Origin of the sequence: Kitasatospora sp. NPDC001527, from assembly GCF_040298605.1 — a bacterium.
GTDB lineage: Bacteria > Actinomycetota > Actinomycetes > Streptomycetales > Streptomycetaceae > Kitasatospora.
Window position 1 is genome coordinate 248,085 of record NZ_JBEPAM010000003.1, and the last position, 16,066, is coordinate 264,150.

11 protein-coding genes are annotated in these 16,066 nt (G+C 72.7%); all 11 read right to left on the reverse strand.

Going from position 1 to position 16,066, the window contains the following annotated elements:
* Positions 1-104 precede the first annotated feature (104 nt).
* The 11 genes from ABT238_RS04815 to ABT238_RS04865 all read right to left on the reverse strand — a co-directional run bounded on the left by ABT238_RS04815 (position 105) and on the right by ABT238_RS04865 (position 15,740).
* The gene (locus ABT238_RS04815) at positions 105-2,861 is read right to left on the reverse strand and encodes a hypothetical protein (RefSeq protein ID WP_350755548.1); all 2,757 of its coding nucleotides are present in this window, start codon (positions 2,859-2,861) and stop codon (positions 105-107) included.
* Between the two features lie 236 nt (positions 2,862-3,097).
* Positions 3,098-3,697: a hypothetical protein gene (locus ABT238_RS04820; protein ID WP_350560437.1), complete on the reverse strand. Its 600-nt coding sequence runs from the start codon at positions 3,695-3,697 to the stop codon at positions 3,098-3,100.
* A gap of 122 nt (positions 3,698-3,819) precedes the next feature.
* Positions 3,820-4,020, reverse strand: coding sequence for a hypothetical protein (locus ABT238_RS04825; protein ID WP_350560439.1), 201 nt, complete (start codon positions 4,018-4,020; stop codon positions 3,820-3,822).
* Between the two features lie 43 nt (positions 4,021-4,063).
* Positions 4,064-5,104, reverse strand: a complete 1,041-nt coding sequence (locus ABT238_RS04830; RefSeq protein ID WP_350560441.1) for a PstS family phosphate ABC transporter substrate-binding protein — start codon at positions 5,102-5,104, stop codon at positions 4,064-4,066.
* A 133-nt stretch (positions 5,105-5,237) separates the two neighbouring features.
* Complete coding sequence (locus ABT238_RS04835) at positions 5,238-6,305, reverse strand: PstS family phosphate ABC transporter substrate-binding protein (RefSeq protein ID WP_350560443.1); 1,068 nt, start codon at positions 6,303-6,305, stop codon at positions 5,238-5,240.
* A 380-nt stretch (positions 6,306-6,685) separates the two neighbouring features.
* Complete coding sequence (locus ABT238_RS04840) at positions 6,686-7,093, reverse strand: hypothetical protein (protein WP_350755549.1); 408 nt, start codon at positions 7,091-7,093, stop codon at positions 6,686-6,688.
* Entirely contained in the window at positions 7,083-7,412 is a 330-nt protein-coding gene (locus ABT238_RS04845; RefSeq protein ID WP_502884123.1) for a hypothetical protein, read from the reverse strand. The genes ABT238_RS04840 and ABT238_RS04845 overlap by 11 nt, the downstream gene beginning before the upstream one ends.
* A 325-nt stretch (positions 7,413-7,737) precedes the next feature.
* The gene (locus tag ABT238_RS04850) at positions 7,738-9,564 is read right to left on the reverse strand and encodes a sensor histidine kinase (protein WP_350560449.1); all 1,827 of its coding nucleotides are present in this window, start codon (positions 9,562-9,564) and stop codon (positions 7,738-7,740) included.
* A gap of 75 nt (positions 9,565-9,639) precedes the next feature.
* On the reverse strand, positions 9,640-13,134 hold the full coding sequence (gene cydD, locus ABT238_RS04855) for a thiol reductant ABC exporter subunit CydD (protein WP_350755550.1): 3,495 nt from the start codon (positions 13,132-13,134) through the stop codon (positions 9,640-9,642).
* 4 nt (positions 13,135-13,138) lie between these two features.
* Entirely contained in the window at positions 13,139-14,164 is a 1,026-nt protein-coding gene (cydB, locus tag ABT238_RS04860; RefSeq protein ID WP_350755551.1) for a cytochrome d ubiquinol oxidase subunit II, read from the reverse strand.
* 31 nt (positions 14,165-14,195) lie between these two features.
* Entirely contained in the window at positions 14,196-15,740 is a 1,545-nt protein-coding gene (locus tag ABT238_RS04865) for a cytochrome ubiquinol oxidase subunit I (RefSeq protein WP_350755552.1), read from the reverse strand.
* Positions 15,741-16,066: the final 326 nt, after the last annotated feature.

The following is a 16,066-nucleotide window of genomic DNA, read 5'->3' on the forward strand; positions in this document are numbered from 1 at the left end:
GCCGCCCCGGCGTGAGACGCCGGAACAGGGGGACCCGCCCCCGGGAAGCGGACTCGGCGGGGCCGGAACGGCGGCCCCGCCGAGTCACCGGCGGTCGGGCGGGGTCAGGGGCGGCGGCGGATCCGCGCCCACAGGGACTGGGCGGTCGCGGTCATCCGCGCACCGGCCGGGGTCCCGCCCAGGACGAGCGCCGCCGGGCCGCCGACCAGCAGCACCAGGCCGGCGATCAACGCGACCGGCAGCAGCAGCCGCGCACCGCCGGAGCGGTCCGGCAGCGGCGAACCCGCCGCCACCGGGGCCGCCGCGAGCGGGCCCGCGCTCTGGCCGGAGGCCGCGGCCGGCTTGGCACCGGGCTGCGTCGCCCCGCCGGCCACCGGAGCGGTGCCGCCGGCGGTGCCGGTGCCGCCCGCGGCGGCGCTGTCCGAACCGAGGCCGCCGGACGAGCCGACCCCGCCGGAGGAGGAGGAATCGCTCCCGCCGGACGAGCCGGAGCCGCCGCTGCTCCCGGAGCCGGAGTCGCCCCCGGTGGAGCCGGTGCCGCCGGAACCCGACGTGCCGCCGGTCGTCCCGGTGCCGCCCCCGGTCGTCCCCGGGTCGACGCCGGAGCCGCCGGTGGTGCCGGAGCCGTTCCCGCCCCCGGTCGTGCCGGGCTCGGTGGGCTCGGAGGGCTCGGAGGGCTCGGAGGGCTCGGTGGCCGGCTTCTGGTTGCCGGGCAGCTTGCCGTCCTGCGCCTCCAGATGGGTCACGGCCTCCTGGGCCTGCGCCTTCTGCTCCTTGGTGAGCGCGAGGAAGCCCTCGGGCAGCCGACCCGCCTCGATGCCGTACAGCTGGCCGGTGCCGGTGACCGTGTTCAGGAAACGGCTCACATCGGCGGTCTTCTCCGCCGACAGCTTGGCGGTCGGCACCATCGCGTACTGCACGACGGTGAGCGGGTACGGCCGCTGGTCGAGGGAGTAGGGGGTGTTGGGCTGTCCGTAGGGCAGCAGTTGGGTACCGGTCACCGGGTCGACCGGCATGTCCCCCACCGCGGCCTGGAAGGCGGTGAGCGTGGGCGGGACGAAGGCTCCGGCCGCGTTCTGCAGCGAGGCCTCGGGCAGCCGGTAGGCCTTGGCCTGGCCGCTGTCGAGGATCGCGAAGCTGAAGCGGGTACCGGGCGCCCGCGAGGCCATCCTCGGGTAGGTCCCGTTCACGTCGGTCCGGCTCCGCGCGGTCGACTGGCCCTCCTGGATGTACCGGAGCACCTCGTTGAGGCCGGTCTGCAGCGGGTTCCACTCGAACCGCTTCCAGTACTTGACGTCCTCGGGCTGCGGGTTCGTGTCGTCCGGGGCCCGGATCAGGCCGCTCTCGTCCTCGCGGACGAGCTGGTCGGTCGGGTAGAGCCCCGGCCGCAGGTAGCTGAGGCTGATCCGGGTGCCCCACGGGTCGCGCTCGCCCTCCAGGAAGCGCGCCGCGTCGGGATCGCCGGCGATCCACGAGGTCAGCTGATAGGTGAGGTCGGTCGAGGTGCCCAGCACCACCGGGCTGGGACCGTCCGGCCCGGTGTCACAGCTCGGCCAGCTCAGCCCGCTGCTCTCCGGCAGCGTGTTGAGCCGCAGGAACTCCTTGTCCTCGAAGATGCAGGCGGGGTTGCCCTCCACCGTCGGCGTCCTCGCGCCCCAGGCCTGGTAGGTCTGGGTCAGCATCTTGGCGACGAGCCGCGGGTTCAGCCGCATGTCCCGGATCTGCCGACCGGTCACCGGGTCGTCCACCCAGAAGGCGATCGAGATCCCGGTCGTGGCGAGCGGCGCGTACACGTACGGCCGGGTGGGGGTCCCCCGGTCCGGCAGAGCCGTGAGGCCGACATCGATCCGGGAGCCCCCGAGGAACGACTTGCGGGCCGCCGGCTCGCCGCCGGCCGAGGTGTACTGCACCGTCAGCGGCTTCGTGTCCCCGCAGAGTCCGACGATCCACTGCTGCATGGCCCGGTTGAGCATCTCCAGGCCCGTGGCGATCACGTCCGGGTTCGCACTCCCGCACTCCTTGGGCGTGGCGGCGAAGGTGATCGGGACGACGGTCCGGTTCTCCCAGGCGCACATCTCACCGGAGCGGGTCCCCTTCCGCCGGTTGACGTGACCGTTCGGCCAGGAGTCCGTCGCCGAGAGCTGGATGCCGAAGTCGTCGTAGTCGTACAGGTGCCTCGAACAGTCGGGCTGCCCGCCGTACTTGTTGAACGGGTCGTCCGTGTCGCCGCCCCAGTTCGGCTCGACCACGATGGAGCAGGGGTTCTCCGCGTCGCAGCCCAGGTGCGGGCTCAGACGGCTCGACCAGACCTCCAGGCTGACGCTGCCCGAGCCGTCCGCCCCGGTCACGCCGAGCCGCATGTTCGACGGGAAGTCCGGCACGGTCGTACCCGGCTCGGGCGGGGGGTTCTCGAAGCCCTTGGCCGGATCCGCCTCGAACAGGCTGCTTCCGTAGCAGTCCGTGACCTTCGGGTCCTTGCCGCGGCACTGGTAGACCCGCACGGGGAAGAGCACGTCGTCGCCACCCAGCGTCGCAGAGGTCGCGGGGGTGCTGAGGTCGTACCTGCTCACGCTCGGAGTGAACCCCGTCCAGGAGACGTCGATCACCTGGTCCTGCAGGTTCTCGGTCTGCGAGACGGTGACGGTTCCCTCGGACCCGTAGGTCCCGCCGCCCTGGAAGTCCGGAATCCAGACCGGCTTCGCCGTCACCGTCTTCGACGAGGCCGCGTGCGCCTCGGTCACGGCGCCGAGCCCGACCGGCACCGTCACCACCGCGCCCACCACGGCCAGGACGAGGGTCAGCGGAGGTAGTCGCCGACGCCACCGCCCTCGTTCTCTCGGATCGGGTACGCGGAATCTCATGGCGGGCACCTCCGGGATGTGCGAGCCGCCGGGGGCGGCACGAGGGAATGGTCGCGCTCAGGCTGACGGCTCCGGTTGCCTACTATTCGGCCAGCCCGACATGGCCGAGTCCGGTCGCCAGGGTGTACGAGAACACAACGCGACGACTCCGTAGCGGAGTTGGGAACTCCGCATGCGAGCGGACCCGCGCCGTGGCGCGGGTCCGTCGTGATGTCCGAGGGCCATCTGACCAGAAGTCAGCTGCCCTGGTTGAACTTCAGGGAGAACGAGCCGACCGACTGACCGGCCTTGAAGAAGTCGGTCTTCAGCTTGGTGTCCAGGTAGGTCGCGGCGGCCGCGTCCAGCTGGAGGTCCGAGGAGGTCAGGCTCGCGTTGGCGCTGGTGCCGCTGAGCTGGAGACGGCCCTTCGGGTCCAGCAGCTGCACCGCGTCGGTGGAGCCGACGGGAACGCCCGTCAGCGACCCGGCGCCGACGTTGTAGTGGAGCTGGTTGAAGGTGACGCTCCTGCCCGTGAAGATGTTGACGAAGAGCAGGCCACCGCCGAGCTCGATGTCACCGTAGAAGTTGAACAGGTCGGCTTCGCCACCGGTCACCTGGAAGGTGGTGTTGATGCCGGTGGTGCTGTCGTACGAGGGGGTGGCGGACGGCAGCGGGATGACGATGATGCCGTTGAGCGCCTGGTCCCTCAGGAAGGTGGTGCTGGAGTTGACCACCGCGCTGCCGGTGGACGGCGTGCTCGCCGGGGCCGTGTCGGCGACGGCCGCACCGCTCATACCGGTGACGGCGAGGACGACGGCGGTGCCGGTCGCGGCGAGGCGGGCGCGGGTACGGGACATGCTGTGCTCCTTGGGAGAGGTGTGTGCTGGGTGGTGCAGGCGACCCGAGAAGGTCGCCCCCGCGGCCGGCCGCCCCGCACTGCCCGGCGGGTGACGGCGGCCGAAGATTCCGGCGCCTGGAATCAGGCGCTCCAGAAGGTGACTCCGCACGCCTGGGCCGGCAGCTGCGCGAAGCCGTGGCTCCTGACCGTCGCCCTCGCCACCGGATTCGTGCAGAGCCATCCGGCCTGCACGGCCGGGTCGGCGGCGGCCGGCCCTCCCACCATGACGGGGGAGGCCGTGAGGGCGGTGCTCGCCGTGAGCCAGGCAAAAGCCTCGCGCATGCTGGGGGTCCTTCGGTGTCGGTGAGGGTTGGTGACCGTCGGCTCAGCTGGTGCTGCCGCAGGCACCGCCCGGAAGGGGCAGGAAGCCGTGGCTCTTGAGGTCGGCGATGGCCGTCGCGCTGCGGCAGATGAAGCCGTTGGGGGCGAAGATGTTCCGCAGCGCCGCCCCGTGCGCGTCCGTCGCCGTCCACTCGGCGCCCCGGACCACGTTGTGGAGCACCCTGCCGTAGGTGCTCGCGGCGAACGGGGAGTTGATGCTCTGGTTCGCCGTGTTCACCGCCGCGATGCCGTTGACGCCGCGGACGGTCAGCGTTCCGGGCGCGTCGGAGCCGGTGCTGCGGCCGAAGAAGGCCTGGCCGACGTAGTGGCCCACCGAGTACGGGACCAGCGCGTCGGCGTCGTGCAGGACCGGATCGGTGCCCTGGTTGTCCTGGACGCCGCTGGTCACACAGGCACCCGGGATGATCGGCGTACCGCCTCCGAGGGCCTTCAGGAAGAAGTCACGCAGGCCGGAGCCGGACTGGGGGAGGAAGGGCTTGATCGTCGCGTTCGGCAGCGACGGGTCGAGCTGCTGCCAGGTCGTCCGGACACAGGTGTAGACGTCCTTCAGCTGCGCCGTGGTCAGGTTCGCCGGGGCGTGGCCCCCGAGCTGCGCGGCCCAGGAGACCGCGTCCTTGGCGAGCGCCACGAAGGTGTCGGACGCCAGGTCGGTGGGCAGCCGGCCCCGGTCCATGCGGACGAAGTCCACCTGGCTCGGGACGGCGTGCAGGGCGCCCAGGCCGGCACCGCTGCCCGTAGGCCGGGCGACGGGGCCGCTCCCGGCCTTCAGCACGATCGGCGAGGGGCCGATCGCGTCGAAGCTGTACAGCCGCGGCGACGTCGTGTCACCCGCCGCGGTCAGGGCGGCGTTGTAGTCCGTGGACAACTGGTTGAACAGCGGCGCGGTGGTCTGTGAGCCGACGCCGACGATGTCGCCGGGGTTCGGCACGACGGGCGGGTCGGCGAGTGCGGCACCACCGGTCAGACCGACCAGCGAGGCGGCAAGCGCGGCGACGGTGAGCGGCTTGCCCATGGTCTTTCGCATCGTTTCTCCTTGCGCCTGTGCGGCGGTGACGGTGCCTCGGCGAGCGCTCCCGGTGGATCACCGGGCCGGCGGCCACGGGCACGAGGCCCGTGGCCGCCGGTTGTTACGGGTGGGTCAGATGGGGCGGGGTGGCTCAGACCGGCGAGATCTCGGTGCCGCAGTTGCTGCCCAGGCTGCCGAAGCCGTAGTTCGTCAGGATGGCGGTACCGGCGGTGCCGCAGATGTAGCCGCCGTTGCTGGCGGTGCCGAAGATCTTCCGCAGGGCGACACCGTGGGCGTCGGTGGCGGTCCACTCCGAGCTGCGGACCACGTTGTAGACGTTGCGGCCGTACGCGGTGCCCGAGAAGGAGGGGTTGATGACCGCAGCCGGGCTGGTGGTGACCGGAGCGATGCCGTTGATGTTGCGGATGGTGACCGGGCCCGCGGCGTCGTTGGCGCTGGTGTGGCCGTAGTAGACCTGGCCGATGTAGTGGGCGACGGAGTAGGGAACGAGCGCGTTGTTGTCGGTCAGGGCCGCCTCGGTGCCCGTGTTCTCCTGGAGACCGGAGACGACGCAGGCACCCGGGGTGACGGGGGTGGCACCGCCGATGGCCTTCAGGAAGAACGCACGGGTGCCGGAGGCGGTCTGCGGCAGGTACGGCTTGATGGTGGCGTTCGGCAGGGCCGGGTTGATCTGCTGCCAGTTGGTCTTGGCGCAGGTGTAGATGTCCTTCAGGTTCGCGGTGGTCAGGTTGGCCGGGGCGTTGCCGCCCGTCTTGGCCGCCCAGGAGACCGCGTCCCGCGCGAAGGCGACGAAGACGTCGCTGGTGAGGTCGGTGCCGTTGGCCGGGCCGCGCGAGGAGCGGGCGAAGTCGACCTGGGTGCTGGTGCGGGTCTCCAGGGCCTTGATGCCGGCGCCGGAGCCGTTCGGACGGTCGAACGGGGAGGTGCCGGCCTTGGAGGTGATCTGGGCCGAGCCGGTGGCGTCGAAGCTGTACAGACGCGGGGAGGTGGTGTCGCCCGCGGCGGTCAGTGCGGCGTTGTAGCCACCCGACAGGCCGTTCAGGACCTCCTGGGTGGTGTCGGAGCCGACACCCACGATGTCCTGGGTGGCGGGGACGACGCCGGCGGCCGGGTCGGCGACGGCAACGCCGCTGGCGACGGTGGCGACCGAGGTGGCGATCGCGGCGGCGGCGAGCAGCTTGGCAGCGGTCTTGCGCATGTTCCTGTTCCTCCGGTGGGAGAGACGTACATCGCTTGCCCGGGTACTGGTCGTCAGTCCCGGGGCCGTGAGCCGCGTCCGCGGCGGCCCGTTCCGGCAGTGCCGATCCTGTCGGTCGGCCCGGTTCCGTCGAAAGGGCGGACGGTCGCCCCGGGCGATTGTCGATTTCTCGGTTCGGAGAGGTTTAGCAACAGGTCAGCACGGCCGCGGAGGGGTGGAAATCCGCAGGTCAGAGGCCGGTGACGTTCTTCTCCAGGTGGCGGCTCGGGGGTTTGCCGGATACCTGCGCTTCACCGGAAGAGGGGGAAGGGCCGGTCCGCGCCGCGGGGACAACGCGAGAAGCCGCCCGAAGGCGGCTGGGGGCGGCGGCGGACGGATCGTCAGAAGGGCCAGGCGTCGTCGCGCCCCGGACGGCGCAACTCCTGCCCCAGGCGCTGGAGTCCGGCGAGGAAGCCGGTGACGCCGGCCTGGCACTGGTCGCGCCGCAGGTACCCGCGGGCGCTGCGGGCCACCGGTCCGGCCGCGTCGGCGGCGCCCGGGCGGGTGCTGCGCACCGGCAGGTACGCCGTCCACACCCACAGGCGGGCCTCGGACTGGCCGACGGTACATCGCAGCACGGCCCGCTCGATGATCAACTCTCGGACGGCTTCGGCGAGTTCCGCCTCGCCCCGGTAGGTGCGCACGCCGACGCCGAGCTGCCGCCCGTTGGCCGCGCGCAGCGTCCAGGACAGCGAACGGTCACCGACCGGGACGGTCAGCAGGCGCGGCCCGCGCCGGTCAGCGGACATCGGACGTTCTCAACGACGGCCCCCGTTCGGAGAGTTCGGGGCGCTCCAGGGCCGGCTGCTTGGCCAGCAGCACGACGAAGCGCCGGAAGGCGTTCTGGCAGGTGGCGTACCGCTCGTAGGCGCGACTGGACCGCACCTCCGGCAGGCTGCGCGACCCGGGGACCACCCAGATCCAGCCGATGCCGTCCCGCACGTGCGTGATCCGGGCGGTGAGCCCCTCCGCGCCGACCCGTAAGCCGTCGAAGCCGCGCTCCGCCTCTCCGGCCGTTTCGTACGCGGCCGGAGTGACGGCCACGACGCGGCCGTTCGGCGCCTTCAACTGCCAGCGATACCGCCCGTCCGGTGCCCGTTCGGCCCGGAATCCCCCTCGACTTGCCCCTGCTGCGGTGTGACCGCGGCCCGACGCGTCCACTGCTCCCCCACAGTCCGGTACCTCTCCGAGACGGGAGTAAAGCTATGTGTGCACACGAGAGCGCCGGAAGGCCACGAAATGCACAACTTGCTCCGTTGGCCGGGAAGTTCTCCCTCGTTAAACTTTCACCGAGTGCACACCAACCGCGCGCCAACCAATCCCGGCGTGGATCCTCCCCGTTCACGAACCGTTCGAAGACGGGTGGGTTTGACCCGATCATCCCACCGGACGTTCAGAGCCGCGCCGTCCACCGCACCCGGGTGCCCCGGCCGTGCGGCCCGGGCTCGTGCCAGGCGTCGCCGCCGAGCGCCTCGGCGCGCCGGGCCAGGTTCCGCAGACCGCTGCGCCGCCCGCCCTCGGGGATGCCGATGCCGTCGTCGGTGACGGTCAGCAGGACGCCGGGGCGCCCGCCCCGGTCCAGCGACTCCGGGTCGCCGCCGACCGGACGGCCGCCGTCGTCCAGGTGCACGGTCGCGTCCAGCTCGACACCGACCCGGGAGGCCCGGGCGTGCCGTGCCGTGTTGGAGAGCATCTCCCGCAGCGCGGCCAGTAGTTGACGGCTCGTCTTCTCGCCGACCAGGCTCTCCACCGGGCCGACGAAGGAGACCGAGGGCTTGAATCCGAGCGCCGCCGCGGTCTGGCTGCACTCGCGCAGCACCCTGGTCCGCAGGGTGTCGGGCGCGTCGCCGTGGTTGTCGTGCTGCAGCGCGTAGATGGTGGTGCGGACCTCCTGGATGGTGGCGTCCAGCTCGTCCACCGCCTCGCCGATGCGGACCTTCACCTCCGGGACGATGGCGCGCCGGGCCGCGCCCTCCAGCATCATGCCGGTGGCGAAGAGCCGCTGGATGACCAGGTCGTGGAGGTCCCGGGCGATCCGGTCGCGGTCCTGGAAGACGGCGAGCCGCTGCTGGTCGCGCTGGCCCTCCGCGAGCCGCAGCGCGAGCGCGGCCTGCGAGGCGAAGGTCTCGGCGAGCTGCTTCTCGGCCCCGGAGAACGGCACGGCGCCGCGCGGGCGCCAGACGCAGAGCCCGCCGAGCACCCGGCCGGCGGCGACCATCGGCACGGCCAGCGAGGGGCCGAAGCTGCGGGCGAGCCGCATCACCACGGTCGGGTCGGTGGACATGTCGTCGAGGTGGACGCTCTCCCCCTGGAGCAGCCGGGAGGCGAAGCTGGCCGGCGGCAGCAGCTCGCCGCGCACGAACTCGGCGGCCTCCCCGGAGGCGTGGGCGACCCGCATCCGGACGGTGCCGGCGTCGCCGTCCGCGACCGGCAGCAGGATCATGCCCAGCGCGGCGTCCGCCAGCTCCCGGACCTGCTCGGCGGCGACGGTGAGCGCCACCTGCGCCTCGTCGGTGGAGAGCAGCGCGGTGGTGACGGCGGACGCGCCGGCGATCCACCGCTCCCGGCGCCGGCCCTCCTCGTAGAGGCGGGAGTTCTCGATCGCGACCCCGGCCGCGGCGGCGAGCGCGTGCACCACCTGCTCGTCCTCCGGGGTGAAGGCGCCGCCGCCGCGCTTCTCGGTGAGGTAGAGGTTGCCGAACACCTCGTCGCGGATCCGGATCGGCTCGCCCAGGAAGGTCCTCATGCACGGGTGGTGCGGGGGGAAGCCGTAGGAGCGCGGGTCGGCGGTGAGGTCGGTGAGCCGCAGCGGCTCGGGCCGGTCGATCAGCGCGCCGAGGATGCCCCGGCCGACCGGCAGTTCGCCGATCTCGGCGGCCAGCGCGTCGTCCACCCCGACGTGGATGAAGTCGGAGAGGCCCTGCCCGCCCGGCGCGATCACCCCGAGCGCCGCGTAGCGGGCGTCCACCAGCTCGGCGGCGCCGGTGGCGATCCGGTGCAGGGTGGCGTGCAGGTCCAGCCCGGCGCCGACCGAGACGACCGCCTCCAGCAGCCGCTGCATCCGGTCGGTGACGGCGGCGGCGGACTGCAGCCGCTCGGACACCTCGGTGACCAGCGTGTCCAGCCCGAGCGAGGAGATCTCGGGCACCCGGTGCGGCGCCGGGTCGGGCTCCGGCTCACCGGGGGTGGCGGGGTCGGGCAGGTCTGGCGTGGGGTCCATGAGGAAGAGCGTAGTTTGTACGGTTTTCGACAGAAGTAACGACGCGACCGGCCGGCGGGGCTCCGGGCGGCCCGGCTAACCGACCGCGAGCGGCAGCCCGTCGGTCTCGCGCTCGCGGTCGTGCATCGCGCGCAGCCGGCCGGCCGGGCGGGCCAGCAGCTCGGACCAGCGGCCGCGCTCCACCACCCGGCCGGCGTCCAGGACGAGCACCTCGTCGACGGTGGTGTCGTCGAGACCGGCCAGGCGGTGGGTGATGAGCACGGTGGTGCGGCCCGCGGTGGCGGTCAGCAGGTCGGCGGTGAGGGCGTCGGCGGTCGGCAGGTCGAGGTGTTCGGCGGGCTCGTCCAGGACGAGCACCGGGAAGTCGGCGAGCAGCGCCCGGGCGAGCGCGAGCCGCTGGCGCTGGCCGCCGGAGAGGCGGGCGCCGTGCTCGCCGACCATGGTGTCCAGGCCGCCCGGCAGGGTCTCGGTGAAGTCCAGCAGCCGGGCGGCGGCGAGCGCGGCGCGCAGCTCGTCCTCCCCCGCGTCCGGCCGGGCGAGGCGGAGGTTCTCGCGCAGCGAGCTGTCGAAGACGTGCGCGTCCTGGGCGCAGAGCCCGACCACCCGGCGGACGTCCTCCCCGGCGAGCTCCCGGCTGTCCACCGCCTGTGGGCGGCCGGCGGCGAGCACGACGCTCCCGGCGTCCTGGTCGAGGAAGCGCAGCAGCGTCTGCGCGAGGGTGGTCTTGCCGGAGCCGGACGGGCCGACCACGGCGATCCTGTGGCCCGCGACGAGGTCGAGGTCGACCCCGGCCAGTGCGGCGGCGTCCTGTCCGGGGTGGCGGGCGGTCAGCCCGCGGACCGCGATCGGCAGCGGCTGCTCGGGCAGGGCCTTCGGTGCGGTGGGTTCGGCGACGGCGGCGGGCGCGTCCAGCACCTCGGCGAGCCGCGCCGAGGCGGCCTGGCTGCGCCGCCGGGCCTGGACCGCGAGCGGCATGCCGGTGACGGCCTCGAAGGCGGCCAGCGGGGTGAGCACGACCACGGCCAGGCAGACCGGGGCGAGGGCGCCGGACTCGACGCCGCGCAGGCCGACGGCCGCGGCGGCGGCCACGGTGAGGCCGGTGAGCAGGGTGATCAGCCCGGTGCCGAGCGCGGCGGTGGCGGCCGAGCGGGCGGCCAGGGCGGTCAGCGCGGTGTCGGCGGCGCGGACCGCGGCGAGCCGGCCGGGCAGCGCGCCGGCCACGGTGAGCTCGGCCGTCCCGCTGAACGCGTCCAGCACGGTGGTGGCGAGCCGTCCGCGCGCCGGGGCCTGGCGGCGTTCGTCGGCGGCCGACCAGCGGGCGGCCAGCGCGGGCACCACCAGGCCGGCGAGCAGCAGGCCGGCGCCGAGCACCAGCCCGGCGGCGGGCAGGAAGGCGCCCATGGCGACGGCGGCGGCCAGCGAGACCACCGCGGCCACGGCGGCCGGCAGGCGCCAGCGCAGGTAGTGGTCCTGGACGGCGTCGACGTCGGCGACCAGCCGGGAGAGCAGGTCCCCGCGCCGGAACGCGGGCAGCGCGGCCGGGGCGAGCACGGCGAGCCGGCGGTACACGGCGGCGCGCAGGGTGCCGAGGGTGCGCAGCACGGCGTCGTGCGAGACCAGCCGCTCGGCGTAGCGGAAGACGCTGCGCCCGATGCCGAAGGCGCGCACCGAGGTGACGGCCATCATCAGGTAGAGGACCGGCGGCATCTCGGAGGCGTAGGAGATGAGGTAGCCGGAGGTGGCCATCAGCGCGACGGCGCAGCCGAGGGCGAGCGCGCCGAGCAGGACGGAGAGGGCGAGGCGGGGCCTGACCGCGTCCGGGCCGGGCGCCGGACCGTCCTCGGGCGCCGGCGGCGTGGGCCGGCCGCTGTGCGCCGGGAGCGGGGCGGGGACGGCCGCCGGGGCGGCCGGGGGAGCGGCGGGGCCGTCCAGCCGGACCCGCCGGTCGGCGGCGGCCAGCAGCGCGGGCCGGTGGGCGACCAGCAGGACGGTGCGCGCGGGATCGGCGGCCAGCGCCCGGACGGTGTCCACCACGGCCGCCTCGGAGGCGCCGTCCAGGTGGGCGGTGGGCTCGTCGAGCAGGACGAGCGGTCGGTCGTCGGCGAGCAGCACCCGGGCGAGCGCGAGCCGCTGGCGCTGGCCGGCGGAGAGCCCGGCGCCGTCCTCGCCGAGGACGGTGTCCAGCCGGGTGACGAAGTCGAGGGCGTGCGCGGAGCGCAGCGCCGCCCACAGCCGCTCGTCGGTGGCGTCGGGCCGGTAGAGCCGCAGGTTGTCGGCGACGGTGCCGGCGAACAGGTGCGGGTGCTGCGGCACCCAGGCGATCTGCCGCCGCCAGCTCTCCCGGTCCAGGTCGGCCAGGTCGTGGGTGCGCCCGTCGGCGGCGGTGATCCGGACGGTGCCGGCGTCGGGGGCGGTGAGGCCGAGCAGGACGCCGAGCAGGGTGGACTTGCCGGCGCCGGACGGTCCGGTGAGCGCGACGCTCCCGCCCGGCTCCAGCACCAGCGCGGCGCCGTCGAGGGCGGGCCCGGTGCGGCCGGGGAAGCGCACGGTGAGGCCGTCGGCCGTCACGGTGGCCCCGGCGAGGTCCGGCGCGGGCACCGTGCCGGCGGCCGGCAGCGGGGTCTCCAGCACCTCGAAGATCCGGTCGGCGGCGGTCAGGCCCTCGACGCTGGAGTGGTAGAGCGCGCCGACCTGACGGATCGGGAAGTAGACCTCGGGGGCGAGGATCAGGATCAGCAGCCCGGTCTCCAGGTCGAGGCTGCCGTTCACCAGCCGGAAGCCGATCGAGACGGCGACCAGGGCGACCGAGAGGGTGGAGAGCAGTTCCAGGGCGAAGGAGGAGATGAAGGCGATCCGCAGGGTCCGCAGGGTGGCCCGGCGGTAGTCGGCGGTGATCCGGGCGATGGTCGCGGCCTGGGCGCGGGCCCGGTTGAAGACCTTGAGCGTGGGCAGCCCGGCGACCACGTCCAGGAAGTGGTGGGAGAGCCGGGCGAGGGTGGTCCACTGGCGGTCCATCCGGGCCTGGGTGGCCATCCCGATCAGCACCATGAACAGCGGGATCAGCGGCAGGGTGCCGGCGATGATCGCGGCCGAGGTGGCGTCGGCGCCGACGATCCGCAGCAGCACCGCGACCGGGACGACCACGGCGAGCGCCAGTTGCGGCAGGTAGCGGGCGAAGTAGTCGTCGAGCGCGTCCACGCCGCGGGTGGCGAGGGCGGTGAGTTCGCCGGTGCGCCGGCCCGCCGGGTGGGCCGGGCCGAGCGCGGTGGCGTGGTCGAGCAGCCGGCGCCGCAGGGTGGACTTCACCCGGGCGACGGACCGGTGCGCGGTGAGTTCGGTGAGCCAGCCGACCAGCCCGCGCCCGATCGCGGTGAGCGCCAGCAGCGCCAGCGGCGCGGTGAGCTCGTCGAGCCCGGCCCGCTGCTGGAAGCCGCGGACCACGATCTCGGCGATCAGGCCCGCCTGGGCGACCACCAGGGCCGCGTTCGCGGTGCCCAGGAGGACGGTCCCGGCCAGGAAGGTCCGGGTGGTGCGGGCGTACCCGAGGAGTCGGGGGTCGACCGGCTTCACGGCGTCAGGCCTTGTCGAGGGCGGCGGCCGGGTCGTGCCCGGGGATGTGCTGGACGCCGATCCGCTTGCGGAACACCCAGTACGTCCAGCCCTGGTAGAGCAGCACGATCGGGGTGAAGACCGCGGCCACGATGGTCATCAGCTTGAGCGTGTACGGCGAGGAGGCCGCGTTGCGCACGGTCAGGCTCCAGTCCGGGTTCAGCGTGGACGGCATGACGTCGGGGAAGAGGGCGAGGAAGAGCATGGCGACGGCGGCCACGATCGTCGCGCCCGAGAGGGCGAACGCCCAGCCCTCACGGGCCCGCTGGTTGGCGGCGAGCGCGCCGACCAGGGCGAGCACCGCGGTCACCAGGGCGGCGAGGCTCCAGCCGTTGCCGTGGTCGGCCTGGGTCCAGATCAGGAAGACCGCGGCGAGCACCGCCGTCACCAGTCCGGTCCGCAGCGCGGTGGCCCGGGCCCGCTCGCGGATGTCGCCGACCGTCTTGAGCGCGGCGAACACCGCGCCGTGGAAGGTGAACAGGACGAGCGTCACCAGGCCGCCGAGCAGCGCGTACGGGTTGAGCAGGTCCCAGAGGGTCCCGACGAAGTTCTTCTGCGCGTCGATGTCCACGCCGCGCACGATGTTCGCGAAGGCGACGCCCCAGAGGAAGGACGGGATCAGCGAGGTCCAGAAGATCGCCTCCTCCCAGTTGCGCTGCCAGCGCGGCCCGGGCCGCTTGGCCCGGTACTCGAAGGCGACGCCGCGGACGATCAGGCAGACCAGGATGACCAGCAGCGGGATGTAGAAGCCGCTGAACAGGGTGGCGTACCAGTCCGGGAAGGCCGCGAAGGTGGCGCCGCCGGCGGTCAGCAGCCAGACCTCGTTGCCGTCCCAGACCGGGCCGATGGTGTTGATCAGCACCCGCCGCTCGGAGGTGCCCCGGGCCAGCGTCTTCGTGAGGATGCCGATGCCGAAGTCGAAGCCCTCCAGGAAGAAGTAGCCGATCCAGAGGACGGCGATCAGGACGAACCAGACGTCGTGAAGTTCCATGGTGTGTCGGTCCTATCGATCCTCAGGGGCCTCAGTAGGCGAAGGCGAGCGGCTTGTCGGCGTCGTCCTCCGAGGACGGGCCGCGCAGGGACGGGTCCTTGGCGGGCGGCTGCTCGTCGGTGGCCGGACCGGCCTTGGCGTACTTGACCAGCAGCTTGACCTCGATGACGGCGAGGATCGCGTACAGCGCGGTGAAGGTGGCCAGCGCGCCGATCTGGGTGCCGACGCTGACGTTGGACGAGACGGCGCTGGCCGTGGTCATCAGGCCGAAGACCGCCCAGGGCTGGCGGCCCATCTCGGTGAAGATCCAGCCGAAGCTGTTGGCGATCAGCGGGAAGCCCATGGTGAGGATGCCGATCCGCCAGCTCCACTTGGTGAGGAACGGGCCCAGCTCGCGCTTCGGGGTGAGCATCAGCCTCGGCACCTCGTCGTCGCCGGTGCGGAACTCCGGTGCCAGGAAGCGCCTCTTGCGGGTGGTCCAGAGGCCGATCAGACCGGCCACGAAGGACGTCATCCCGAAGCCGATCATGAGGCGGAAGCCCCAGTAGGTGACGAAGATGCTCGGGATGTAGTCCTTGGGGTCGCCGCCGTACTTGGCGGCCTCGGCGGCGGCGGTGTCGTTGATGCCGGGGACGGAGGAGCTGAAGTCGCTGTTGGCGAGGAAGGACAGCGCCGCGGGGATCTCCAGCTCGACCGAGTTGTGGCCCTTGCCGACGTCGCCGACCGCGAAGATCGAGAACGGCGCGGGGGCCTTGGTGTCCCAGAGCGCCTCGGCGGCGGCCATCTTCATCGGCTGCTGGCGGAACATGACCTTGGCGAGCTGGTCGCCGCTGAGCGCCGTGCCGAGGCCGGCGATGACGGCGAGGACCAGGCCCAGCCGCAGCGAGGTGCGCATCGCGGCGACCCGCTTGGGGTTGGCGCTCGCGGGCTTGCGCTTGGCCTTCCACAGGTGGAAGGAGGCGATGCCGACCACGAACGCGGCGCCGGTGAGGAAGGCGGCGGTCAGGGTGTGCAGGACGACGGTGACGGTGGTGTCCTGGAACAGCACCCGCGCGATGTCGTTGAGCTGCGCCTTCCCGGTGACCGGGTCGATCGCGTAGCCGACCGGGTGCTGCATCCAGGAGTTCGCCGCCAGGATGAAGTAGGCGGAGAGCACGGTGCCGAGCGCGACCATCCAGATGCAGGCGCAGTGCAGCTTCCTGGGCAGCTTGTCCCAGCCGAAGATCCACAGGCCGATGAAGGTCGACTCGAAGAAGAAGGCGATCAGCGCCTCCATCGCGAGCGGGGCGCCGAAGACGTCACCGACGAAGCGGGAGTAGTCGGACCAGTTCATGCCGAACTGGAACTCCTGCACGATGCCGGTGACCACGCCCATCGCGATGTTGATCAGGAAGAGCTTGCCCCAGAACTTGGTGGCGTGGAAGTACTTCTCCTTGTTCGTCCGCACCCACGCGGTCTCCAGCCCGGCGACGATCGCCGCGAGGCTGATGGTCAGCGGGACGAAGAGGAAGTGGTAGACGGTGGTGATGCCGAATTGCCATCGCGCGATGGTCTCGTGAGCGATTGCCAGTTCCACGGCGCCCTCTCTCCCAACCGACCCTGTTGAGTCACATTTCGGACAAACTACTCGATAAGCCGGGGACCGTCGCCCAAGCGCACAGGCTTGTCCGCTTGTGAACGTGAACACGTTCACAAGCATCAGTATCCACCACTCTTACAGGCGATTCACCGGCGGGGTGGGGTTTGACCGGCAGCGATGCCGTGCGCACAGTCTGCGAAGGGGGGCCGGGAACAGCAACGAGCAGCGGGGCGGGTGGGCCGGAGAATGTGGACGATCCGTAGCATTGACAGCCATCGATCCTCCAGGTCGGCCTGTTCTGGCCGATGGAAAGCTCCCGCCCC